This is a genomic window from Pseudomonas sp. WHRI 8519, assembly GCF_040224055.2.
Classification (GTDB): domain Bacteria; phylum Pseudomonadota; class Gammaproteobacteria; order Pseudomonadales; family Pseudomonadaceae; genus Aquipseudomonas; species Aquipseudomonas putida_X.
In genome coordinates this window covers 3718518-3740960 of record NZ_CP167996.1, presented here as the reverse complement: position 1 = coordinate 3740960, position 22443 = coordinate 3718518, and the positions used below count along the sequence as shown (strand labels likewise).

Genomic DNA, 22443 nt, shown 5'->3' with positions numbered 1-22443 from the left:
CAGCTCGCGGCCAGGTGATGCCTTGCTGGCGGCGCACACGTTCGTCGCCGTGGAACTCAACGTGCTGCGCAGAGCAACTGCGCAGCACGTTGAGCATGATGGGCCGGGCTATCAGGCGTGCATCACTGCAGTTGATTGTTAAGCGCCGGATTGGAGGCGTTACTGCTCGCTTTGGGATTGGATTTTTCCTGAAGCAGTTCGTACTCCTGCTTGGACATCGGCACAGCGTTAGGGTCGCCAAGTTCGCTCAGACGAATACGGAAGGTTTCGCGTGTATAGAATGCTGCAATTGCGCAAATTGCACAGATACCAAAAGTCAGCCCCCCAATTTTCAGAGGAATGTTTTCGGTGCCAGGCGGGGCAACCGATACGAACAGGGCGGGTAGAAACGCAGTGCATGCCACGCCGATGTTTTGCCCGATGGCCATACCGGTGACGCGCACGCGGGTGCGGAACAACTCTGGGAACATGCTAGGGAAAACACCATTGAAGCCTTGGTACGCCACGCCCCACATGAGAAGGGAGAGAATCAGAGACAGCCAGAGATTGTGAATACTGATCGCATAGAGGTAACCGAACGACAAAAGACCGCCGCAGAGCACGCCCACGATCACAGGGGGGCGACGGCCAATTCTGTCAGAGAGTTTGCCGACGAAGGGGATAAGGATCACGGCGCACAAATTGCCCAGCACAGGAATCCACATGAACAGGCCGGAAGGGAAGCCAATACCGTAAGCAGGCTGGACAGCATAGGTGGCGCCGAAAACGGAGGCAAGGATTGCAAGTACTGCAGAGAGTGCCATGCAGATGACGCGCAACACATCCTTCCAGCTCTCGGTGAGCACTTCGATTACTGGCAACTTAGTGGGCTTGTCCTGTGCTCGCGCCTCAGCGAAGACCGGAGCCTCATGTACTTCACGGCGGATGATCCATCCGACGACAAGCACCACAGCGCTCAGCAAGAAGGGAATTCGCCAGCCCCATGACGCAAAGTCATCCGCAGGCATGAATTGGGCCAGCGGCAAGAACACCGCCGCCGCCAGCAGTTGCCCGGCTTGCACGCCTTGCAGCGTAAAACTGGCGAAGTAACCACGGCGCCCGTCAGGTGCATGCTCCATGGTCATGGAGCTTGCGCAGGACACCTCGCCGGCCACTGCGAACCCTTGGATCAGACGCAAGGTAATCAGTATTGCCGGCGCCCACACGCCGATCTGGTCGTAGGTCGGGAGCAAGCCGATGCACATGGTCGAGAAGCCCATCAGGAACATGCAGTAGACCAGTACGGTTTTGCGGCCATGGCGGTCACCCAGGTGCCCCAGCACCACTGCGCCTACAGGCCGTGCGATGTAGCCAACACCGAAGCTGGCCAGTGAAACGATGATTCCGACGGTGGGATTGTCCGTTGGAAAAAACAGCTGCGGGAACAGCAAGGCTGCGGCAGTGGCATAGATGAAAAAGTCGTAGTACTCCAACGCCGAGCCGATCCAGCCGCTAGCAGCGGCCTTCCTTGACTGACGCTTGGAGTGTGGATCGCTCGGGATGCCATGGCTCATGAAGTGTCTCCGGTACCGTGATTTTGTTATTGTAACTCCGTTCCATTTGTAATGTTGTTCCCGGAATTTGCCTTTGTCAAGGGTGATGGTGGCACCTGCGTGCTTGGCATCGATCCGCGCCGATTTGGGTACTCGGGGCCGATTCGCTGTGGACGGCCAGGCGCAATGGCCGGGTGAGCCGCCCCGCACTTTCAGTACGCCGGGCAGGGGGGAAGTCGCGACGCGGTTGCCACCGGTTAACCGTGATGCGTTGACTTGACGATCACACGATGCTTACTATTGTAACCGTGTTCCAAATAGAACAGCGTGACAATTTGGTTGGCGCTGCTCATAACCAGCTGAGAAGAATTCCATGAGAGTCGTTAAAGGTGCAGTTGATCGCTGCCTTGAGGCTATCGAGCTGCTGGCTCGTGAGGCCCGCTGGATGCGAATGTCAGATATCGCAGGTGAACTGGGGATGGAAAAGGGGCCGGCACACCGTGTGCTTGCGCAGTTGGTGGAACAAGGATGGGCCGAGCAGGACGAGGCGACCTCCCAATACCGCCTGACACTCAAGTTGGCACTGTTGGGGCAGCGTTACCTGAACGGCATCGGGTTGCCGGAGCTTGTTCAGCCGATAATTGAACATGTAGCGTCGTTATCGCATGAGCTGGTACGCCTGACTGTCGTCTGCGAAGGCGGTTTGTCCTGGCTGGCCTCCGCCCAAGGCGCTGCACCTGGTTTGATGTACTCGCCAGCCATGGATCAGCCAATCAATCTGTACACCACTGCAAACGGCAAAGCCTGGCTTGCATCCATGCCAGACGAGCAAGCGGTCGAAATTGCTATCCGCGACGGTCTGGGTAAAGACCAGGGTGTAGGGAAGGGCCCCAAGGCCATCAATACCGTCGAACGTTTGCTTGCCGACTTGGCGGCGACACGATCACGGGGTTATGGGCTTGTTGTAGAAGAGGCCGAGGCTGGCGTGTGGGCGATCGCGGTTCCGGTGAAGATGATTCCTTCTGGCCTTGTAGTCGGGACCATGAGCATCGCCGGCCCGGTATTGCGCATGCATCCAGACCGCTACGACGAATTGCATGCCCTGCTCGAGGATGCTGCGAACAAGCTAGGTACGGTTTGGCCTCGGCAACCCAGTGTGCACGGGTGAATCTCATGGAACTGAGCAGCCAATCAGCTGATGTGCCTGAGTCCATCCTGCTGCAAGCCGCCGCATCCCTGGCGAACGCTCGCCAAACCGGTGATCGCTTGGATGCATTGCCCTTTCATGAGGCGTCGTTGAGCCTGGAGCAAGGCTTTGAGATACAGCAGCATGTGGGTGTGTTGGCCGGGAAAAAAGTGGGTGGCTGGAAATGCGCACTGCCCAAACCTGGCAAGTGGATAGTCGCGCCCATCTATACCGATAGCATCGTGAGTTGCGACCAGTACCCTCTGGGCTTCGCAGCTTCCAAGGTGCGAATCGAACCCGAGCTTGCTTGCGTGCTGGGTGCCGGTCTTCCTGCCCGCGCGGCTCCCTACACGGCCGACGACATCACGCGCTCGATCAGTCAGATACACCTTGCACTCGAAGTCATCGACTCGCGGTACACCGATCCGCAGAAGGTTCCGTTCGAGCAGTTGCTGGCTGACGGGTTGTTCAACCATGGGCTAGTGCTGGGGCCACGCGCAATGTCGCTGAGCTCGAACAATTTGCCCACTCACCTTGATGTGACGCTGAGCCATCCGGGGGTAGAGCCTGTGAGCATTGCCGGCACCCACCCGGATCAAGACCCTGTCTCGCCGATCGTCTGGTTAGCAAATTTTCTCTCTGCACATGGCATCGACCTGCAAGCGGGTCAGGTCGTGATCACCGGGTCCTATGCAGGGCTACTCGAAGTTCCCACCCACCAGCCGCTGGACATCCAGTTCGGCGAGGCAGGATCCCTGTCTGTCTTTTTTTCAACGCTTGAGGAGTAACGTATGCGCTTGGTTCGTTTCGGTTTGCCAGGACAAGAACTGCCTGGGATTTTGGATGCTCAAGGACAGGTCAGGGATCTTTCTGGCATCGTGGATGATATCGACGCCGCAGCGCTGTCGCCTTCCAGTCTCGAAAAACTACGTGGCATCGACACGGAGCGTCTGCCACTGGTACCGGCCGGTACACGTCTGGGCCCGTGCGTGGGTAGCGTGCCGAACCTGATCTGTATCGGCCTCAATTACTCAGACCATGCAGCCGAAACCAACACGCCGATTCCGAGCCAGCCCGTTGTGTTCAACAAGCACACGGGGTCGATCAGCGGGGCAAACGACCCTGTGATCCTGCCTGGTGATGCGAAGAAGCTCGACTGGGAAGTCGAACTGGCGATCGTCATCGGTTCACCCGCCTGGCACGTTGAAGAAAGCAAAGCGCTGGATCATATCGCCGGTTACTGCCTGGCGAACGATGTCTCTGAACGCGCCTATCAGCTGGAGTACGAAGGGCAATGGACCAAGGGTAAGAGCAGCTTTTCCTTTGCGCCGCTTGGCCCCTGGCTGGTGACTCGCGATGAAATCGCCGACCCGCAGAACCTCGACCTCTGGTTGGAAGTGAACGGCAAGCGTTATCAGAACGGTAACACGCGGACGATGATTTTCAGCGTGGCTCACATCGTGTCCTACCTCAGCCGTTTCATGCCACTGCTGCCGGGTGACGTGATCATCACCGGCACGCCGCCCGGCGTAGGTCTGGGCCAGAAACCCCACGTGTTTCTCAAGGCCGGGGATGTCATGCGCGTCGGTGGAGCGGGCCTGGGTGAGCAGTCCCAGACAGTCGTTCCCTATGTTTCGGAGATGGGCGCAGCCTGGGTTGACGGTCGCTACCCTAACGTTGATTGATCCCGGAGACAACGATATGAGCTTTGCTGGAACAGGTGTAGTTGCAATTTGGCATGACCTTTTGCCCGAGGCGCGCGATGAGTTCTACGAGTGGCATAACCGGGAGCACATGCCAGAGCGCGCGGCGATCCCCGGCTTTCAGCGCGGGCGGCGATACATCGCACTCGATGCTGGGCCTGTCTATTTCAACCTGTACGAGGCCGATACCGTTGACGTGTTAGGGGGGCCAGATTATCTGGCGCGCCTGAATGCGCCGACACCCTGGACGCAGAAAGTCGTGCAGTCTTACCGCAATGTCGCACGATCGATCTGTGACGTGCACTACACCGCCGGGGTGGGAAATGGCGCTTACCTGGTTACCCTCCGCTTCAATGTAAGCGCCGAACGCCACGAAGACGTCCTGCAAGCGTTGCGTGATCGGTTGTTGCCTCCGCTGACGGATGCTCAAGGGATCACGGGGGTTCATCTGTGCACCGCCGATGAAGCCGTGAGCAAGGTTGAGACCGCAGAGAAAAAGGCCCGGTCGGAGGGTACTGAAATCCCATCCTGGATCATCATCATCGAAGGCTGCGCCGCCGATTATGTAGGCCATGCCAGAGAGCAATTGGTCGCTGCCGTTGGCAATTTGCTGGACGTGCCTGAAACGCAACTCGCCACGACACTTTATCAACTGGAATATACGCGCTGCAAAACACCTTCGAGCGCGGGATGATAATGGCTGACTTGCAATAATCAGACTGTGTTTCGCGTTTTCCTCACCGGGGCGCGCCTGCCAGCGCAATAGGTATTGCTTAGGGCGCCCTCTCTTTTTTCGGAATGACGTGGGAAACCGTCGGGTCGAGCTCGGTGTACGACTTGCAGGTGGCATATATACACGTTACCGAATTGGGAGTAGTTGTTGATGCCGCCGGATATGACCCATTCCAGTTTTTGCAACGGTATTCGATATAAGCATTTAATGCTGATCGACACGCTCGCACGCACGCGCAATATGCATGCTGCGGCAACACGTATGAGCCTCACCCAGCCTGCCTTGAGCAAGATGCTGCGAGACGTGGAGCAGCAGTTCGGCTTTGCACTGTTCGAGCGGCTGCCGCGGAGCATGTCCCCAACCGAACTCGGCGATCATGTTATTCGGTTCGCTCAAAATGCTTTGGCTGAGTCGCAACAATTTGTCGATCAGGTCAACCGCCTGCGCAATGGCGGTCATGGCTGTTTGCGTGTGGGTGGAATCTTCGCGTCAACTGCGCAGGTGTTGCCGCAAGCAATCGCTGCTATCAAGGCTCGCTACCCGTTGCTGTCGATTGAGGTTATCGAGCAATCAAGCGATCACCTGCTGGCCCTGCTGGAGCAAAAAAAACTCGACATCATGATTGGCCGCTTCACTGATGAGCGCTTCCACGCGTTATTCGATTTCCAGCCTTTAGAGCCCGAACCCTTCAGCCTTGTGGTCAACCATTCGCACCCGCTCAATACGCAGGTGAGTATTGACCCTGCGGCCTTGGGTGATTGGCCGTGGGTGCTGTACCCCGTTGGCACGCCGATCCGCGACCGCTTGGAGCAAGCTTTCAAAGTCGTCGGCATCCCCACACCCCCGGACAGTGTCGAAACTGTCTCGATGTCAGTGTTTCTGCAATTGCTGCAGTCTGCGCCGATGATTGCCATGCTGCCGCGCTCAATGATTGCCGCTCAACTTACAAGTGGGCTTCTTAAAGAGTTGCCCTGTTCGCTAACACTGTCGCCACTTGAGTATGGCGTAGTGACGCGTAAGGATGAAACGCTGAGCGCTTCTGCTCGCCTGTTCGTCGACATCCTTATAGAAGGGGTCCGGCGACGGGGCGAATATGTTACGTGGGGTGATCGATTTTCCTGCGCATAAGACAGATGCGATAACGCTCCGTTATCAAATGATCAAATCATCTCATTGGGAATGTTCAGCAAAAGTTCTTAAGGTGCACCAATAAAGTCCGGTTATCCGGACCAAGCCATAACAAGAAGCTCGCCGTGACGCACTGAGAGGTTTTATGCAACTCATCGCTAAAACGGGTGATCTTGCGGTCATTCGCTTGAACCCACTGGATAATGTTCTCATCGCTCGGCAGCCGCTTGCGCAGGGCCAGTATCTGGAAGCCGAAGGCATCACCGTAGGGCAGCCAATTCCGTCAGGCCACAAGGTTGCCACCGAGCGGGTAGAGCATGGCCAGCCGCTGCGCCGTTATGGGCAAATTATCGGTTTTGCCTCGCAGGCTATCAACGCGGGTGATCATGTGCATGTGCACAACGTGCAGATGGGCGAGTTTGACCGCGACTATGCCTTTGGTGTCGATCTGCGCAGCCAGCCAGCCACTGAGGCGACGTTTCAAGGCATTGTGCGAGAGGATGGCCGGGTCGCTACGCGTAACTACATCGGTATTCTGACCTCGGTGAACTGCTCTGCAACTGTCGCGCGTGCAGTGGCCGACTATTTCCGGCGCGATATCCACCCCGAGGCTTTGGCCGATCATCCAAACATTGACGGTGTAGTGGCCCTGACACATGGTTCCGGCTGTGCGGTCGACCCTGGCGGCGAGTCACTGGGGCTGCTGCGCCGCACCTTGGCCGGTTATGCCATACATCCTAATTTTGCCGCCGTGCTGATTATCGGCCTGGGCTGTGAAACCAATCAGATCGAAACACTGCTCGAAACCCATGGCCTTGAGGCCAGTGCGCAGTTGCGTACCTTCACCATCCAGGGAATAGGGGGGACTTCGAAGACCATTGCTGCCGGTATCGAGCAGGTCAAATCATTGTTGAACAAAGCGAACCAGGTTCAGCGTGAGCCGGTCAGCGTCCGCCACTTGGTGGTCGGCCTGCAGTGTGGTGGTTCCGATGGTTATTCAGGCATTACTGCCAACCCCGCGCTGGGCAATGCGGTCGACCGTCTGGTGGCCGCAGGTGGTACCGCAATTCTTTCCGAAACCCCCGAAATATACGGGGCAGAGCATCTGCTGACACGGCGCGCAGTCAGCCGCGAGGTCGGCGAGAAGCTGGTCGCGCGTATCCATTGGTGGGAGGCGTACTGCCAGCGGATGAACGCCGAGCTGAACAACAACCCCTCGGCCGGTAACAAAGCCGGTGGCTTGACCACCATCCTGGAAAAGTCTCTGGGCGCAGTCGCTAAAGCCGGCTCCACCAACCTGGTCGACGTCTACGAATACGCACAAGCAGTGCGGGCGCACGGGCTGGTTTTCATGGATACACCAGGCTATGACCCGGTTTCCGCCACTGGCCAGGTGGCAGGGGGGGCGAACTTGATTGCCTTTACCACCGGCCGGGGCTCGGCTTACGGCTGCGCGCCGGCGCCCTCGATCAAGCTGGCGACCAACAACCGTGTCTTCGAGCATCAGGAGGAAGACATGGACGTCAATTGCGGCGGCATTGCCGATGGTTCCACCACCATCGAAGAACGCGGCGCCTACATCTTCGACCACATGTTGCGCATCGCATCAGGCGAGCGCAGCAAAAGCGAACAGCACGGCTATGGGCAAAACGAGTTCGTGCCCTGGCAGATCGGAGCCGTGACCTGATCGCCCTGCATACCAATTTTGAGGCCATAAACCTATGAATGTCAGTGGATACAATTTTATTGCAGGCCAGCGCAGTGGCCAGGGTGACAGCCTGGTGTTCAGCATTGACGCGGGGACCGGCGAGCGCCTACCCGGCGGGTTTCGCCAAGCCACTGTGGAGGAAGTAAACGCTGCGGTAGCGGGTGCTGTGTCCGCTTTTGCAACGTACCGAAACCTGGCGGCAAGCCGCCGTGCCGAGTTCCTCGACGCCATTGCCGATGAGCTCGACGCGCTGGGTGAGGACTTCATTACGCTGGTTTCCCAGGAAACCGCATTGCCCGCCGCCCGGATTCAGGGGGAGCGCGGTCGCACCAGTGGCCAGATGCGCTTGTTTGCCCAGGTGTTGCGTCGTGGCGATTTCTACGGTGCTCGCATCGACCAGGCGTTGCCAGGGCGTACCCCGCTACCGCGGCCGGATCTGCGTCAATACCGAATTGGCGTGGGGCCGGTGGCGGTGTTCGGCGCCAGCAATTTCCCCTTGGCCTTCTCCACCGCCGGCGGGGACACCGCCGCCGCTTTGGCTGCGGGCTGCCCAGTGGTGTTCAAAGCGCACAGCGGCCATATGGGCACTGCTGAACGGGTGGCGCAAGCGCTGGTCCGGGCAGCCGAACGCACGGGCATGCCAGCAGGTGTGTTCAGCATGATTTTCGGCAGTGGCGTCGGAGAGGCGCTGGTCAAGCATCCGGGCATCCAGGCGGTGGGCTTTACCGGTTCACTCAAGGGTGGTCGCGCGCTGTGTGACATGGCTGCCGCACGGCCGCAGCCGATCCCGGTGTTCGCAGAAATGTCGAGCATCAACCCAGTGCTGGTGCTGCCTCAGGCACTGGCCAATCGCGGCTCATCCATTGCCAAGGAGTTGACTGCGTCCGTTGTGCAGGGTTGTGGGCAATTTTGCACCAACCCGGGCCTGGTTCTGGGTATCCGCTCGCCGGCGTTCAGCGCGTTCATCAACGACTTGGCCGGGCTCATGGCTGAACAGGTTGCGCAAACGATGCTTAATCCAGGCACGTTGAACAGCTATGGCAAAGGCATCCAGGCATTGCTGGCTCATCCGCGGGTCAGCCGGCTCAGCGGCTCAGCGCAACACGGTAATCAGGCGCAACCACACCTCTTCGAGGCGGATGTCAGCCTGCTGCTGGAGCATGACGAACTGTTGCAGGAAGAGGTATTCGGCCCTTGCACCGTGGTTGTCCAAGCCGCTGACGAGCAGGAGCTAGTGCGAGCGATCGAAGCGCTGCAGGGCCAGTTGACGGCCACGTTGCAGGCAGACAGTGAAGACCTGGTCACCTACAGCCACCTCCTTGCCAAGCTTGAGGTCAAAGCGGGTCGCGTCCTGCTCAACGGCTACCCCACCGGCGTAGAGGTTTGCGATGCCATGGTCCATGGAGGTCCTTACCCGGCAACCTCCGATAGCCGTGGCACCTCCGTCGGCAGCTTGGCCATTGACCGATTCCTGCGCCCGGTGTGCTACCAGAACCTGCCGGATGCTTTGCTGCCGGCTGCTCTGCAGAACGCCAACCCACTGGGTATCGAGCGCTTGGTCGACGGTAAGCCCAGCACCGCAGCCTTGAGTTGACGGACGCAAGCCTACTCCTCTTTTCGACGGATACAGTAAGGGTAAACAGATGACCGAACGATTGAATGACGGCGCGCCACGACCATTGCGCCACAGCGCCAGCGTATTTGAAACCGGCAGCTGGGTGGGGCGTGTCTGGCTACCGGAGCAGGGGCCTGCGGTGGTGCTGGTCAAGGCCGGCGCCGTATACGACATCAGCCGCTACGTAGCGACCGTCTCAGCCCTGTTGGAGGAGGCCGACCCGGTGGCCTACCTACGGGGTATACCGCTGGCTGAACCATTGGCCGAACTGGAGCCGTTGCTGGCCAACAGTGATTCGGTTCGCCGTGACCCCCGCCAGCCGTGGCTGCTGGCCCCCATAGACCTGCAAGCGGTCAAGGCTGCAGGCGTGACCTTCGCGACCAGCCTGCTGGAGCGTGTTGTGGAAGAACAAGCCAAAGGCGACCCGGCCAAGGCTGATGCGGTGCGGGCCAACCTGGTCAGCCGCATCGGCGCTGATCTGTCGCAGGTCGTACCAGGTTCTGCCCAGGCCGAGGCGCTGCGCAAGGTATTGATGGAGCAGGGCCTGTGGTCACAGTACCTTGAAGTGGGGATTGGCCCAGATGCTGAAGTGTTCACCAAGGCCCAGCCGCTGTCGGCGGTCGGTCACGGCGCTGAGATCGGCATCCACCCCGGCTCGAGCTGGAACAACCCAGAACCCGAAGTGGTGTTGGCGGTGTCGAGTGAGGGCAGCATCAAAGGCGCCATGCTCGGCAACGACGTCAATCTGCGAGACTTCGAAGGCCGTAGCGCGTTGCTCCTGTCGAAGGCCAAAGACAACAATGCTTCCACCGCGCTGGGGCCTCTGCTGCGCTTGTTCGACGAAACCTTCAGCCTGGACGATGTACGCAACGCTGAAGTCGACCTGAAGGTAGAAGGGGAAGACGGTTTCATTCTCTCTGGGCGCAGTTCCATGCGCCAGATCAGCCGTGACCCGGAGGATTTGGTGAAGCAGACCCTGAACGAAAACCACCAGTATCCCGACGGCCTGGTGCTGTTCCTCGGTACGCTGTTTGCCCCCAAGCAGGACCGTGATCAGCCCGGCAGCGGTTTCACCCACAAGCGGGGCGATGTGGTGACCATCAGCAGCGCGCAACTGGGTTCCCTGTCCAATCGGGTGACCACCAGCGATCTGGCACCGCAGTGGGAGTTCGGCCTGCGCTCATTGATTGACAGCCTCGGCCGTCGTGGACTGCTGGAAGTCGCAACCACCGCGCGGCAGCTGTGATCCACGTGCTGCGCAGGGAGGGCGCAGCACGAAGCCTGCAGCCATGCAGGCTTGCATTATTCAAAGAATAAAGAAGAGGCGCGTATGAACACTCGTTGATTGAGTATTCAGCGTGAAGGGTTGCGTTCATATCAAATGTCTGTGATGGAAATAATAAAAATGAAAATCCGCGCATCCGTACAACAATTCAACCATGCAAACGTGTTTTTCGTCGTGCCGCTGCTGAGTGCTGCCATCAGCGCGCAGGCAGCGGCTGAGTCCGGATTTATAGAAGATTCGTCTGCTGGGTTGAGCCTGCGTAATTATTATATCAATCGTAATTATGTCAGTGACTCGGCTAGCCAAAGCAAGGCAGAGGCGTGGAGCCAAGCGTTCATCTTGAACTATAAATCCGGCTTCACCCAAGGCCTGGTAGGTTTTGGTGTGGACGCCATGGGGCTCTACGCTGTGAAACTTGACGGTGGCCGTGGCACGCCTGGCACACAGTTGCTACCCATTCATGACGATGGTCGCGCGGCCGATGATTATGGGCGCCTGGCGATTGCTGGAAAAGCGCGAATCTCGGCTACAGAGTTGAAGGTTGGCGAATGGATGCCGACACTGCCTATCTTGCGTTCAGATGACGGACGATCATTACCGCAGACGTTCAAAGGTGCGCAGGTCACTTCTCGAGAAATCGAAAACCTTACCCTGTATGGCGGCCAGTTCCGTGCCAACAGCCCACGAAATGATGCGAGCATGGAGGATATGTTCCTTGCGCAGAAGCCAGGCGTCACTTCCGACCGCTTCAACTTTGTTGGCGGCGAGTATACGTTCAATGACAAACGGACGATGCTGGGCGGGTGGGGGGCCGAGCTGAAGGATATCTACCGCCAGCAGATGATACAGGTCACACACAGCCAGCCCATTGGTAAATGGACGCTGGGTGCCAACCTTCAATGGTACACGGGCAAGGAAGACGGGCAGGCGCTGGCGGGGAATCTCGACAACCGGACCTGGTCCGGGTTGTTCTCAGCGATGTACGGCGCGAATACCTTCTACATCGGCTTGCAGAAGGTTTCCGGTGCAGATGGCTGGATGAAAATCAACGGTACGTCGGGTGGCTCATTGGCCAACGACAGCTTCAGCTCCAGCTACGAAAATGCCAACGAGCGCTCCTGGCAGGTGCGCCACGATTACAATTTCGTGGCTGTGGGTATTCCGGGCCTGGTGCTTATGAACCGCTATATCAAAGGGAGCGGTATTCGTGTGGGCGGGGAGTCGGGCGTCAAGGAGTGGGGCCGGGAGACCGAGGTGGCTTATGTGTTCCAGGCTGGCGCGCTCAAGGATTTGAATATCAAATGGCGTAACTCGACGTTGCGTCGGGGTTGGGGCACCAACACAAGCTTCAATGAAAATCGTTTGATCCTCAACTACCCGCTTTCGCTGTTTTGATCCATAGGGATTGGCGGCGGCATGTGCCGGCGGTGATCAGCTACAGGGCTGCAAAAACGGGCTGACTGTACCGACCGGCACCTCTCCTGTAATCAAGGTCTTCTATGGGGCAGCGGCGAACCCTGCGATAATCGGGGGGAATTGCAAGGGCCTGATCATGCTGACCATCTCCAACAACGTACAGATACCGGATGCCGAAATCGAACTGACCTACATCCGCGCGCAGGGCGCGGGTGGGCAGAATGTCAACAAGGTATCCAGCGCCGTGCACCTGCGCTTTGACATCCCGGCCTCTTCGTTACCCGACTTCTACAAAGAACGGTTGCTGGCGCTGCGTGACAGCCGCATCACCGGCGAGGGGGTGTTGATCATCAAAGGGCAGCAGTACCGCACGCAGGAGCAGAACCGTGCTGACGCACTGGCGCGCCTTGCCGAGTTGATCATCAATGCCGGCAAGACCGAGAAGAAACGCCGTCCCACCAAGCCGACCCTTGGTTCGAAGACCCGTCGCCTGGAAGGCAAAGCCAGGCGGAGCAATGTCAAGGCGGGGCGGGGCAAAGTGGATTTTTAGTGCTGGGGTCTCCAGCACCATCTGCGCCAAAAGCTAGGGGGCGATGGCCACGCGGCCAAAGCTGTCCGCGACCCACTCAAGTATCGTGCGCCGCGCGGGCGGCGCTCGATATCCAGCCCGCAGTGGTGACGAGCGAGCATCGGCACACGGACAGGGCTACTGCAGTGTCACCGGCCTCATCTCCAGGGGCATCCCTGCCAGCGTCGCCTCCATCCCCGCGATTTTACGCGTAAGCCGTTGCGCCTCCTCATCTTTGCCCTGTGCTTTCAGAAGATCCCGCTCCTTGCGTAATGCGAGCAGGCATTTTTGCAGACCCAGGCCAGAAGTATTGAACTGGTCCATGTTTCCCTCATGCTGAAGGCTTCCGTGCCGTTGTAGGAAAAATGGAACCTAGCAGTTCGATATCGCAGCGGAAACTGAGGTTTCATACAGCACATACTCAGCAGCAAGATGCGGCCTACAGCCGAGGGGAAAACTTCCTACAAATTAACGAGGGGCTATTTCTATTCGTGTAGATCAGACGTGCGGCGGATGCCCGTAATTGCTGAGCCGGCGATGACCAAGCCGTTCAAGTAGGCACGATGGTGTTGGCGGGCTGGCCAGTCTGCGCTGAAACTTAAAGTTGCAATTGTGCGGGGGCGGGCAGGTCGAACTCGCTCTTGTGAACGCCTACGAACCCACTGCCACCTTGGCGATCACGGTCGACCGGGCGCTTATCTGCGTCGCGGTGACCGCGAGCGCATCTGATACGCTTTTTTTCATCCGACCTGACTCTGTATCCATATCAGCTCTGCGCCGACAATGCCTTCATTCCCGCTATCACGTTGAAGAGGTTCTGATGGGCAAGCTCGCGCTGTTTCTGGGTGGTTTTCTGCTGCTGACCCTTTTGGTAGGCCTGCTGGGCACCATCCCCCCCGGCTGACACCGTTCCCTGCGGCCTGGCTATTTTCTCGCGCGGGCCCGCGTCGTGCCGCCACGGCAGTGGTCCTTGGTATACCGTTAGACTGGCGGTAGCTGCAAGTCATTCTCAAGTGAAAAGGCCTCGTGTACTCTCCCGCTCGCGTCATAATGAGTCGCGGCAGTGGGCCGGCCTTTTACCTTGGAGTCGATAGATAGATGGAATGCAAGAAGGACCCTTCAGCGCTGCTGGAGTGGCGTAGCCGTTTCCTGGCCGCAGGTATTCTCGAAGAAAACGAATACGACCAGGCGTTGCGCAGTGCCGATGCGCTGGAACAATCTGGCGTGATCAGTGCGGTTGAGTGGATCGAACTGGTCAAGGCGGCGAATGCAGCACTGCTGCGCGTGCGATAAGTCCTTCTTTACGCGGGGAAATCTGTCCACAAAAAACGTGGGTAGGTCTGTGGATAAAATGCTGTAAGCCAAGCCGTTTGCGGCTTCTGTTGAATTGAGCAGATTTTGAACAGATGTCAGCGTGCCTGCCGGCTGCCCCCGTTGCCTGCCTCGCGCAATGCCAGCAGCAGCTCACGGACCCGCGCTGGCAACTCGCCGGCAGGATACACGGCGTGCATTTGCGGGTCTTGGCCGGTACTGGATGTCAGCCGGTAATCAGCGCAAACACGTACCAAACGGCCGGCGCTGACTTGTGCTTCGCCCACCCAGTCGGCCAGGCGGGCAATGCCGGCACCGGCCAGCGTACTGTGATAGACCGCATCGCCTGAGCTCAGTCGCAGCCTTGGATGGGGGCGCAGGCTGGTAATTCGGCCGTCGCGGGAAAAGTGCCAGGCCTTGAGAATGCGCGGGGCGGTATGCAGGATCAGCGAATGGTCAGCCAGATCCTCTGGCCGCTTGGGCATGCCATGGCGCGCCAGGTAGTCCGGGCTGGCATAGAGATGGCGCTGGTACCGCCACAGTGGATAACCGATCAGCTCGCTTGATTGTGGAAACGCGCCGCGCACCACGAAATCAAGCTTGCCCAGCAATGGGTCGAGCGCCTCGTCACGGTAGTGCACGTCCAGCGTTACCTGTGGGTGGCGCTGGGAAAACGCCGCCAGCACACCGGGCAGCACGTGTTCGCCAAGCAGTTGCGGCACGCCGAAGCGGATCCAGCCTTGGGCGCTGCCACTGAGTGCGGCCAATTCATCCGCGGCATCACGTTGCACATCAAGCAAGCGCTCGGCATGGGGGAGTAGTCGCTCGCCGGCATCGGTCAGGGTCACCGCGTTGGCGTTGCGGTTGAGCAACTTGCACCCGGTGTTGTCTTCGAGGGCCTGCACCGCCCGTGTAACGGCGCTGGGCGAGCGGCCCAGGGCGCGCGCAGCGGCGACGAAGCTGCGTTTGTGCGCGACGCTGACGAACGCCTGAATTTCGCGCAGCATGTCCAATGCCATGGGTGTCTCCTGGTTGCAGTTTTCGCAATGTGGCATTTCAACACAGGCGCGCCATTTTGATTAGCCTTGCAGTCTGCTTTCACTGCCTGGAACCCGCGCCATCATGGATATCGCCGTACTCTCCCTGTTCGCTTTTGCCGCCGGCCTCATCGATGCTGCGGTCGGAGGTGGTGGGCTCATTCAGATTCCGGCACTGTTCAATGTACTGCCCACGGCGCAACCTGCGGCCTTGCTGGGCAGCAACAAACTGGCATCGGTATGCGGCACGGCGTTCGCAGCGCGCTCGTTCATTCGCAAGGTCACCCTGGACTGGGGGTTGATCGTGCCGGCGGCGCTCAGTGCGTTCATCATGTCGTTTGCAGGGGCCGCCACGGTGTCGCTGGTGCCGCCCAGCGTGATGCGGCCAGCCGTGCTGGTGCTGATCGTGCTGATGGCGATCTACACCTTTTGCAAGAAAGATTTCGGCACCTTGCACGCGCCGGCGAAGATCGGCCGCAAGGAGCAATGCCTGGCGGTACTGATCGGCGGCGCCATCGGTTTCTACGACGGCCTGTTCGGGCCGGGTACCGGCAGCTTCCTGATCTTCCTGTTCATTCGCTTTTTCGCGTTGGATTTCCTGCACGCTTCGGCATCGGCCAAGGTGGTCAACATCGCCACCAACCTCGCGGCGCTGGTGTTCTTCGTGCCCTCGGGCAATGTGCTGTATGCCATTGCTTTGCCCATGGCCGCATGCAACGTGCTTGGAGCGCTGACCGGGACCTGGCTGGCCGTGCGCAAGGGCGCAGGCTTTGTGCGCGGGCTGTTCCTGGTCTTGCTGTGCGTGCTGATCGCCAAGCTGTCCTGGGACTTGCTGATAGGCTGAGTCAAATCACCTGGCGCTGCGCCTTCGCCACTTCGACACGATTGCGGCCGTAGGCCTTGGCGCGGTACAGCGCCTGGTCCGCACGGGCCAGCAGGTCGTCCAGGTTCGGCGCCGGCTCGTGCCCGGCGCAGCCGTCCAGGCCGATACTGACGGTGATCTGCAGGCGCCCGTCGCCCTGTGCCAGGTGCAGGTCCTGGACTGCTCTGCGCAGGCGTTCGGCGGTGAAGCTGGCGCGCTCCGGTGCCAGGCCTGGCAGCAGTACCACAAACTCCTCACCGCCCATGCGCGCCAGTAGCTCGCCACCGTGCAACTGGTCTTGCAGGGTCCGGGCGAACAGGCGAAGCACTTGATCGCCCACGCCGTGGCCGTGGCGGTCGTTGATCGACTTGAAATGGTCGATATCGAGCATCATCAAGGTCAGCGGTAGCGCCTGTGCATGTTTTTGCCGGCTGTCGAGCAGGGCGTTGGCGCGGCGGCTGAAGGCGCTGCGGGTCAGCGCGCCGGTCAGGTGATCGATGGTGGCCTGATGCGCCAGGCGCGCGAGCAGGCTGCGATTGGTCTGGCTGACACAGGCGACCACCAGTGGCCCGAGGATCAGCATGGCGATGCCCAGGCGAGCCGACATCAGTGTGGTGACCCCAAGCTCGCTTTGCGGCACGCTGAAGTGCATCAGGTTCTGCGCCACCGCGACGATCAGCGTGCTCCCGGCAATCAGGGTCAGCAGCGAAACCAGAAACGGTGAGTAGGTCCATGCACACCACAGCAGTGCCGCGATCGGGAAGGCAATCCCGCCTGGCCCGCCGAAGGCGATGCTGAAGGCCAGCGAGGCCAGCAGCACCAATAAAGGTGCCATGGCTACCGCCTGGGCGCTGCTGCGCACCAGTGCCCGTGTGGAGGGTGCCGTCAGTAGGACCGGCAGGAGCAGCACCGCCGTCGAGAATTGTTCGCTGAACCAGGCCAGCCAGGTGGCGCGCACCGATTGCTCGAACCAGGGTGTAGCCATAACACAGGCCAGGCTCGCCGCCACCGTCGCACCGGCCGCGCAGGCGCCGAATACACTGAGCACCCCACGCGGGCTGCGCATGCGCCGGTGCAGGCGCGGCAAGCGTGATAGCAGTAGCCACACGGTCACTATGACGCTCAGGTTGCACAGGTTGAGCCACAGCGCTGGCGGCCAGGCGCTGCCGCAGGCCAGGTCGGCGGCGACCATGCCCAGCCAGACCAACGTGAACCCCAGCAGGGTGGCCTGGCGCGGGTAGCGCAAGAGCACGCCGGTCAGTACCGCATTGACGGGCCAGAACAACGACAAGGACTCGATCGGCCGCGCCAGAATACCGCCCAGGGTCAGGGCGAAGGTCAGGCCGAACAGAGCGACATAGGGCAACACGCGCGATTTGGCTGAATAAACCATAGGCTCGACCGACAAGCGGAGACGAAATCCAGGGCAACGGCCTAGGGCACCTGGAGCGATAACGTGTCAGTGTGTTTCCAGCGGCCGCTTCATGTCAATCTGCCGCGATCGCGCAGGATAACGGCCAAAAACCTCTCGCTTCATAGACCGTAGAACCACGGCACCATCACCACCGCTACCAGCATCACCAGCACAGTGAAGGGCACACCAACCTTGACGAAGTCGGCGAAGCGGTACTGGCCCGGGCCGAGCACCAGGGTATTCACCGGCGAGGAAACCGGGGTCATGAACGCCGCCGATGCGGCCAGGGCCACGATCATGGCGAACGGATACGGCGACAGGCCCAGCTGGGCCGCGGTGCTGATCGCCACGGGTGCCATCAGTACTGCGGTCGCCGTATTGGAGATGAACAGGCCGATCACTGCTGTGACCATGAACAGGCAGACGAGCATGGCGATCGGCCCGGCGTCGCCCAACAGGCTGACCAGCCCGCCCACTGCCAGGTCGATGCCCCCAGTCTGCTGCAGCGCCTGGGCGAAGGGCAGCATGCCGACGATCAATATCAGGCTTGGCCAGTGAACGGCGCGGTAGGCGCTGTTCATATCGATGCAACGCCCGGCCCCCATCAATAGGCAGCCGATCAACGCGGCGATCACATTGGGTACCACGCCGCTGACCATCAGCCCGACCATCACCGCCAGGCTGATCAGGGCATAGGGTGCCCGGGTACGGGCCGGTGCCACTTGGTCGATTTCGGCAGGCAAGCTCAGTACCAGGAAGTCCTTTGGCTGGCTTTGCAACTGGCGCACCGCCTTCCACGGGCCGACAACCAGCAGCGTGTCGCCCAGGCGCAGGGGCTCTTCTACCAGGCGCTCGTCGATCGCCTTCTGCTCACGGCGCAAGCCCACCACGTTAAGGCCGTAGCGGGTACGAAAGGCGAGGCTCAGGATACTTTTACCCACCAGTTGCGAGCCGGGCGGCAGGGACACTTCGGCCATGCCCAGCTCCTGGGACTGGTCGATGAAATACGCGGCCTTGAAGTGCAACGGTTCCAGCTGCATGGTCTGGCACAGGTTGCGCAGGTCGTCGCGATTGGCGAACAGGTCGAGCAGCAGCACATCACCCTGCTGCAGGACGGTGCTCGAATCGGCTGCGATCACCCTGGTGGTGAATTTGTGCTGGCGTTCGATGCCAATCACGTTGGCGCCATGCCGGGTGCGCAGCTCCAACTCCCCGAGGGTATGGCCGATCAGCGGGGAGCGCGGGCGAATACGCAGGCGCCGCTCCCGGCCGTTGAGCTTGTAGTCCAGCACCAGGTCGAGCAGGGTACGGCGGCTTTCCACTCGGCCGTCCTTGCGTATTTCGCCATTGAGCCAGTGGCGTGTCAGCAGCATGTAGCCGACCCCCAGCACCAGCACCACCAGGCCGAAGGGCGTGAAGCTGAAGAAGCTGAAACCTCGCTCGCCGTGGCGCACCAGCTCGCTGTGCACCACCACGTTGGGCGGTGTGGCCACCAGGCTGAGCATGCCGCTGATCAGGCCTGCAAAGCTCAGCGGCATCATCAGGCGGCTGGGCGAAATCTGCAGGCGTGCGGCGATGCTCAACACCACCGGGATAAAGATCGCGACCACGCCGGTCGAACTCATCACCGAGCCCAGCCCGGCCACCGATACCATCAGCAACACCAGCAGGCGTGCCTCGCTATTGCCGGCCCGGTCGCTCATCCATTCGCCGATGCGGTAAGCGATGCCGGTCCGCACTAGCCCTTCGCCGATCACGAACAAGGCTGCGATCAATACCACGTTGGGGTCGCTGAAGCCGGCCAAGGCCTGCTGCACGGTGAGGATGCCCGACAGGGGCAGGGCGAGAATCACCATCAGCGCGACGACGTCCATGCGTGGTCGGTTGATGACGAAGAGCACGATGACGACAGCCAACAGGCCGAGGACCCAGAGCAGTTCCTGGTTCATGGGGCGGGGGTGTTCCTTCACTCAAGGGGGCACGAAAGACAGTAGCATTCAGTGTGGCAGCTTGTGGTGAAGAGGGTGTTGATGAGGGTCAGCGTGGAGGGGGCTGCCTTGTTCAGGCGCTGGAGCTTGTGGGAACGATGAGGGCCGGAAAGCAGGAGCCGGCAAGCCGGCCCCGCAAAGGCTGTGCTGAATCAGTGACGGTGCCGGCGATGCTTCTTGCCGTTGTTGTCACCCAGGTGGTTGCCAATCGCGCCACCTGCCGCGCCGCCCAGGCCGGCGCCGATGGTCGAGCCGGCCGAGCCGCCGACCTTGCCGCCCAACAGCGAACCGCCCGCCGAGCCCAGGCCGCCGCCGATGGCGGCTTCGGTGCGATTGCCTTTGCGCGCAGCCACCGCGCTGCCCGCGGCGCCGCCAAGGCCTGCGCCGACTGCTGCACCCGTGCTGCCACCGAGCTGTTGGCCGACGACATTACCCAGGACGCCACCCAGGCCACCGCCAATGGCGGCAGTACCGTCACCGGCGAAAGCGCCTTGGCACAGCATCAGGCCAAGGGCAAGGGAAGGCAAAGTCAGACGCATGATAGGGAGCCTCGGAAATTCATCAGGTTAAGAATGGGGTGCAAAATAGTGTCAGCGGTAGTTGCGGTCACGGTAGCGGCGATCATCATCGTCTCGGTCATGCCGCTGATGGTGACGGTGATCACGGTCGCCGTCGCGCCATCCACCCTCGTCATCGTGGTAGTGATGATGGTGGCAGCCGGCAACCAATAGAAAAGTGGCGATCAGAGAAAAACTTGCAAGGCGGGTCATCACGATATAGGTCCTTGATCCGCTTAGGTTTACGGGGCACATGCTGAGACTGTGATCGATCCGTTTGGTTTCCTGAGCGGACAATTTTTTGCTGCGGTGACGATCAATGGCGTGCTTGCCGGCAGCTGTTCTGTCCCGCTCGGTCATGGCTCGGCTGTGGCAGCGCGCTTAGACTTGCGCACAGGCCGCAAAGAAGACGGCCATCTGCCACACGGTGAATCATGATGATCGCCCATACACCCACGCTGTTCGCCGCCGTTGCACTGGTCGCGACCATCCTGGCGTTCTGCCTGTTGCTGGTCGGCCGGTCCAATCGCCACGACAACCTCTGGCTTACCGCTTGCGGCTTGCTCGCCCATGCGTTGGCCTACGTTTGCTACACCGTCTATGGTCACGCCCCGCTGTGGCTCAGCTATGGGGTGGGTAACAGCCTGCTTTCATTGGCCCTGGCTTTCTATTCGGCCAGCCTGTTTCGCGTGCGCGAGCAGGCTGTGCCCTGGCGGCAGGTCTTCATCATTCCCGTCTGCATGTTGGTGGGCCTGATGCTGCTGCTCGACACCGTGGAGCCGCGCATGCTGCTGGCGACGCTGGTGCTGATGCTGCAGTGCACGCTGATCCTGTACTGGGTGCGGCGCCATGTGGAGCGGCCGGGCAGGGCGCACCTGTTGCTTCAGATTGGCGCCCTTGTCAGCCTGGTAGGGCTGGGCATGCGGGCGGTGGCAGTGATCAATGGCACTGCCGTGGAAATGCGCTACGACAGCAGTAACCTCAAGCAGAGCATTTCCGTCGCTATCGGTACGGTAACGGTGATGATGTACTCCATTGGCCTGGTGCTGATGGCCAAGGAGCGCAGCGAATCGCGGTTGAAGCACCTGGCCTTGCGCGATGTACTGACGGGCACCTATAACCGTCGGGCGATTCTCGAGCGCTTTGCCGTCGAGCTGGACCGCGCCCGTGGCGAGCGCAGCAGCTTGGCCGTGGCGATGATCGACCTCGACCATTTCAAGCGTATCAATGACCTGTACGGGCACCTGGCCGGGGACGAGGTGTTATGCCATTGCGTTCGGCAGTTGGAGCAGCGCCTGCGTCACCGCGACAGTCTGGGCCGCTATGGGGGGGAGGAGTTCCTGCTGCTGTTGCCGCAAGCCGATCGTAATGGCGCGATGGCAGCTCTGCAGGGCCTGAGGGAGGCCATTGCCCTCAGCCCGGCGCACTTCGCCGGGGACCAGATCACGCTGCGCTTCAGTGTGGGTCTGTGGTGCGGCGTGCCTGGCCCGCACGACACCACCGCGAGCCTGCTTGCCCAGGCTGACGCGGCGCTGTATCAGGCCAAGGCAGCCGGGCGCAACACGGTGTACATGGCGGCGTTGACCGCTGCCAGTTGAGTCAGGACGCCGGGTGGATGGCCAGCACCACGCCATTGGTGATCTGCACCAGCACATAGTGGTCGCCCATGCGTACCCAGTGGCTTTCTTTCTCCGGTGCTGGCAGGCCCTTGGCTTTCCAGTCGGCCACGGCTGCTTCGTCGCGTTTGTACTGGTCGGGGGCCTTGTCGCCCACTTTGAGTTCGCGGTTATGGGTTTCTGGTGCGGTAACGCTCTCTTGAGCCGAGGGTGCGGCTGACGCCATCATTGGCAGGCAGGGCAGGGTGGCCAGTAGCAGCGAAGGCAAAAGGCGAGGGACTTTCATTTCAATCTCCTGAGATGGCATGCCTTATCTGCGACAACAGCCCCCATCCGACAATTCACTCGCGATGCTGCGCAGTGCTAGAGTCGCCTTCTTTTTGTCCCGAGGATGGAACATGCGAGCAATTCTGCCGATGGCTGCGGCGCTGGTATTGGTCGGTTGTGCTTCAGCGACCATGGATACGGCCCGTGGTGGCAAGCCGACTGCACAGCTCGATTCGCAAAAGGCGCCGGAGTTGGTGGCCCAGTGCATCCAGTTCAGTTGGCAGAAAGAGGATGTGTTCGGGGAAGACGCCAGCGGCTATCTGCAGCCGCGCAAGCAAGGTGGGCTGACGGTGTATACCCGCGAAGCGGAGTCGTTCGTGGATGTCTATCCTCAAGCGGGCGGCACGCGGGTGGATTACTACGCGCAGAAGAATGACGGCGTGGCCCTGCAGCGGCGGGCGGCGGCGGCTACCTGCCTGTAACGTTTGCAGGATTAGGGGCTTTGCCGGCGCCTGCG

General features: G+C 60.3%; 23 protein-coding genes. 15 read left to right on the top strand and 8 right to left on the bottom strand.

Annotation, left to right across the window (positions count from 1 at the left end):
- Nucleotides 1-122 precede the first annotated feature (122 nt).
- Nucleotides 123-1553, bottom strand: coding sequence for an MFS transporter (locus tag ABRP30_RS17165; protein WP_349974920.1), 1431 nt, complete (start codon nt 1551-1553; stop codon nt 123-125).
- A 352-nt stretch (nt 1554-1905) separates the two neighbouring features.
- On the opposite strand from ABRP30_RS17165, the gene ABRP30_RS17160 reads away from it, so the two are divergent.
- The 10 genes from ABRP30_RS17160 to arfB all read left to right on the top strand — a co-directional run bounded on the left by ABRP30_RS17160 (nt 1906) and on the right by arfB (nt 12856).
- A complete protein-coding gene (locus tag ABRP30_RS17160) occupies nt 1906-2700 on the top strand; it encodes an IclR family transcriptional regulator (RefSeq protein WP_267817084.1) in 795 nt (264 codons plus the stop codon).
- Between the two features lie 5 nt (nt 2701-2705).
- Complete coding sequence (locus tag ABRP30_RS17155) at nt 2706-3506, top strand: 2-keto-4-pentenoate hydratase (RefSeq protein ID WP_267817082.1); 801 nt, start codon at nt 2706-2708, stop codon at nt 3504-3506.
- A gap of 3 nt (nt 3507-3509) precedes the next feature.
- The gene (locus tag ABRP30_RS17150; RefSeq protein WP_349974919.1) at nt 3510-4403 is read left to right on the top strand and encodes a fumarylacetoacetate hydrolase family protein; all 894 of its coding nucleotides are present in this window, start codon (nt 3510-3512) and stop codon (nt 4401-4403) included.
- 16 nt (nt 4404-4419) lie between these two features.
- A complete protein-coding gene (locus ABRP30_RS17145; RefSeq protein WP_349974918.1) occupies nt 4420-5115 on the top strand; it encodes a hypothetical protein in 696 nt (231 codons plus the stop codon).
- A gap of 189 nt (nt 5116-5304) precedes the next feature.
- Nucleotides 5305-6282, top strand: coding sequence for a LysR family transcriptional regulator (locus ABRP30_RS17140; protein WP_349974917.1), 978 nt, complete (start codon nt 5305-5307; stop codon nt 6280-6282).
- Between the two features lie 145 nt (nt 6283-6427).
- Nucleotides 6428-7969, top strand: a complete 1542-nt coding sequence (locus tag ABRP30_RS17135; RefSeq protein WP_349974916.1) for an altronate dehydratase family protein — start codon at nt 6428-6430, stop codon at nt 7967-7969.
- Between the two features lie 34 nt (nt 7970-8003).
- Nucleotides 8004-9584 (top strand): aldehyde dehydrogenase (NADP(+)), encoded by a 1581-nt coding sequence (locus ABRP30_RS17130; RefSeq protein WP_349974915.1) that lies wholly within the window; start codon nt 8004-8006, stop codon nt 9582-9584.
- 49 nt (nt 9585-9633) lie between these two features.
- Nucleotides 9634-10851 carry a fumarylacetoacetate hydrolase family protein gene (locus ABRP30_RS17125; protein WP_349974914.1) on the top strand — a complete coding sequence of 406 codons (1218 nt, stop codon included), beginning with the start codon at nt 9634-9636 and terminating at the stop codon, nt 10849-10851.
- A gap of 159 nt (nt 10852-11010) precedes the next feature.
- A complete protein-coding gene (locus ABRP30_RS17120) occupies nt 11011-12285 on the top strand; it encodes an OprD family porin (RefSeq protein ID WP_349974913.1) in 1275 nt (424 codons plus the stop codon).
- 157 nt (nt 12286-12442) lie between these two features.
- Complete coding sequence (gene arfB / locus ABRP30_RS17115; RefSeq protein WP_267817069.1) at nt 12443-12856, top strand: alternative ribosome rescue aminoacyl-tRNA hydrolase ArfB; 414 nt, start codon at nt 12443-12445, stop codon at nt 12854-12856.
- A 156-nt stretch (nt 12857-13012) separates the two neighbouring features.
- Here arfB and ABRP30_RS17110 read toward each other — a convergent pair whose 3' ends face one another.
- Nucleotides 13013-13198, bottom strand: coding sequence for a hypothetical protein (locus tag ABRP30_RS17110; RefSeq protein WP_241805367.1), 186 nt, complete (start codon nt 13196-13198; stop codon nt 13013-13015).
- Between the two features lie 319 nt (nt 13199-13517).
- Here ABRP30_RS17110 and ABRP30_RS17105 point away from each other — a divergent pair, with 319 nt between their 5' ends.
- Both ABRP30_RS17105 and ABRP30_RS17100 read left to right on the top strand, forming a co-directional pair.
- Nucleotides 13518-13778, top strand: a complete 261-nt coding sequence (locus ABRP30_RS17105) for a hypothetical protein (RefSeq protein ID WP_349974912.1) — start codon at nt 13518-13520, stop codon at nt 13776-13778.
- 194 nt (nt 13779-13972) lie between these two features.
- The gene (locus ABRP30_RS17100) at nt 13973-14167 is read left to right on the top strand and encodes a hypothetical protein (RefSeq protein ID WP_196996614.1); all 195 of its coding nucleotides are present in this window, start codon (nt 13973-13975) and stop codon (nt 14165-14167) included.
- Nucleotides 14168-14283: 116 nt separating this feature from the next.
- On the opposite strand, the gene ABRP30_RS17095 is transcribed toward ABRP30_RS17100, so the two are convergent.
- Nucleotides 14284-15204: a LysR substrate-binding domain-containing protein gene (locus ABRP30_RS17095; RefSeq protein WP_349974911.1), complete on the bottom strand. Its 921-nt coding sequence runs from the start codon at nt 15202-15204 to the stop codon at nt 14284-14286.
- 100 nt (nt 15205-15304) lie between these two features.
- Between ABRP30_RS17095 and ABRP30_RS17090 the strand changes: the two genes are divergently transcribed.
- A complete protein-coding gene (locus ABRP30_RS17090) occupies nt 15305-16066 on the top strand; it encodes a TSUP family transporter (RefSeq protein WP_241805454.1) in 762 nt (253 codons plus the stop codon).
- A 1-nt stretch (nt 16067) separates the two neighbouring features.
- On the opposite strand, the gene ABRP30_RS17085 is transcribed toward ABRP30_RS17090, so the two are convergent.
- From ABRP30_RS17085 to ABRP30_RS17070, 4 genes are all read right to left on the bottom strand, one after another.
- The gene (locus ABRP30_RS17085) at nt 16068-17492 is read right to left on the bottom strand and encodes a diguanylate cyclase (RefSeq protein ID WP_349974910.1); all 1425 of its coding nucleotides are present in this window, start codon (nt 17490-17492) and stop codon (nt 16068-16070) included.
- Nucleotides 17493-17617: 125 nt separating this feature from the next.
- On the bottom strand, nt 17618-19447 hold the full coding sequence (locus ABRP30_RS17080; protein ID WP_349974909.1) for an SLC13 family permease: 1830 nt from the start codon (nt 19445-19447) through the stop codon (nt 17618-17620).
- Nucleotides 19448-19638: 191 nt separating this feature from the next.
- Nucleotides 19639-20025, bottom strand: a complete 387-nt coding sequence (locus tag ABRP30_RS17075) for a glycine zipper domain-containing protein (protein ID WP_267817057.1) — start codon at nt 20023-20025, stop codon at nt 19639-19641.
- A 51-nt stretch (nt 20026-20076) separates the two neighbouring features.
- Nucleotides 20077-20256 (bottom strand): hypothetical protein, encoded by a 180-nt coding sequence (locus ABRP30_RS17070; RefSeq protein ID WP_241805453.1) that lies wholly within the window; start codon nt 20254-20256, stop codon nt 20077-20079.
- 224 nt (nt 20257-20480) lie between these two features.
- Between ABRP30_RS17070 and ABRP30_RS17065 the strand changes: the two genes are divergently transcribed.
- On the top strand, nt 20481-21641 hold the full coding sequence (locus ABRP30_RS17065) for a GGDEF domain-containing protein (protein ID WP_349975164.1): 1161 nt from the start codon (nt 20481-20483) through the stop codon (nt 21639-21641).
- Between the two features lies 1 nt (nt 21642).
- Here the strand turns inward: ABRP30_RS17065 and ABRP30_RS17060 are convergent, their stop codons facing one another.
- The gene (locus ABRP30_RS17060; RefSeq protein WP_241805361.1) at nt 21643-21945 is read right to left on the bottom strand and encodes an RcnB family protein; all 303 of its coding nucleotides are present in this window, start codon (nt 21943-21945) and stop codon (nt 21643-21645) included.
- A gap of 112 nt (nt 21946-22057) precedes the next feature.
- On the opposite strand from ABRP30_RS17060, the gene ABRP30_RS17055 reads away from it, so the two are divergent.
- Nucleotides 22058-22408, top strand: coding sequence for a hypothetical protein (locus ABRP30_RS17055; RefSeq protein ID WP_349974908.1), 351 nt, complete (start codon nt 22058-22060; stop codon nt 22406-22408).
- Nucleotides 22409-22443: the final 35 nt, after the last annotated feature.

Coding starts and splice junctions, on each gene's coding strand:
- ABRP30_RS17140 (WP_349974917.1), top strand. CDS start 5,305: ATGCCGCCGGATATGACCCATTCCAGTTTTTGCAACGGTATTCGATAT.
- ABRP30_RS17125 (WP_349974914.1), top strand. CDS start 9,634: ATGACCGAACGATTGAATGACGGCGCGCCACGACCATTGCGCCACAGC.
- ABRP30_RS17155 (WP_267817082.1), top strand. CDS start 2,706: ATGGAACTGAGCAGCCAATCAGCTGATGTGCCTGAGTCCATCCTGCTG.
- ABRP30_RS17080 (WP_349974909.1), bottom strand. CDS start 19,447: ATGAACCAGGAACTGCTCTGGGTCCTCGGCCTGTTGGCTGTCGTCATC.
- ABRP30_RS17145 (WP_349974918.1), top strand. CDS start 4,420: ATGAGCTTTGCTGGAACAGGTGTAGTTGCAATTTGGCATGACCTTTTG.
- ABRP30_RS17060 (WP_241805361.1), bottom strand. CDS start 21,945: ATGAAAGTCCCTCGCCTTTTGCCTTCGCTGCTACTGGCCACCCTGCCC.
- ABRP30_RS17130 (WP_349974915.1), top strand. CDS start 8,004: ATGAATGTCAGTGGATACAATTTTATTGCAGGCCAGCGCAGTGGCCAG.
- ABRP30_RS17165 (WP_349974920.1), bottom strand. CDS start 1,553: ATGAGCCATGGCATCCCGAGCGATCCACACTCCAAGCGTCAGTCAAGG.
- ABRP30_RS17150 (WP_349974919.1), top strand. CDS start 3,510: ATGCGCTTGGTTCGTTTCGGTTTGCCAGGACAAGAACTGCCTGGGATT.
- ABRP30_RS17110 (WP_241805367.1), bottom strand. CDS start 13,198: ATGGACCAGTTCAATACTTCTGGCCTGGGTCTGCAAAAATGCCTGCTC.
- ABRP30_RS17100 (WP_196996614.1), top strand. CDS start 13,973: ATGGAATGCAAGAAGGACCCTTCAGCGCTGCTGGAGTGGCGTAGCCGT.
- ABRP30_RS17120 (WP_349974913.1), top strand. CDS start 11,011: ATGAAAATCCGCGCATCCGTACAACAATTCAACCATGCAAACGTGTTT.
- ABRP30_RS17065 (WP_349975164.1), top strand. CDS start 20,481: ATGATCGCCCATACACCCACGCTGTTCGCCGCCGTTGCACTGGTCGCG.
- ABRP30_RS17070 (WP_241805453.1), bottom strand. CDS start 20,256: ATGACCCGCCTTGCAAGTTTTTCTCTGATCGCCACTTTTCTATTGGTT.
- ABRP30_RS17160 (WP_267817084.1), top strand. CDS start 1,906: ATGAGAGTCGTTAAAGGTGCAGTTGATCGCTGCCTTGAGGCTATCGAG.
- ABRP30_RS17135 (WP_349974916.1), top strand. CDS start 6,428: ATGCAACTCATCGCTAAAACGGGTGATCTTGCGGTCATTCGCTTGAAC.
- ABRP30_RS17095 (WP_349974911.1), bottom strand. CDS start 15,204: ATGGCATTGGACATGCTGCGCGAAATTCAGGCGTTCGTCAGCGTCGCG.
- ABRP30_RS17075 (WP_267817057.1), bottom strand. CDS start 20,025: ATGCGTCTGACTTTGCCTTCCCTTGCCCTTGGCCTGATGCTGTGCCAA.
- arfB (WP_267817069.1), top strand. CDS start 12,443: ATGCTGACCATCTCCAACAACGTACAGATACCGGATGCCGAAATCGAA.
- ABRP30_RS17055 (WP_349974908.1), top strand. CDS start 22,058: ATGCGAGCAATTCTGCCGATGGCTGCGGCGCTGGTATTGGTCGGTTGT.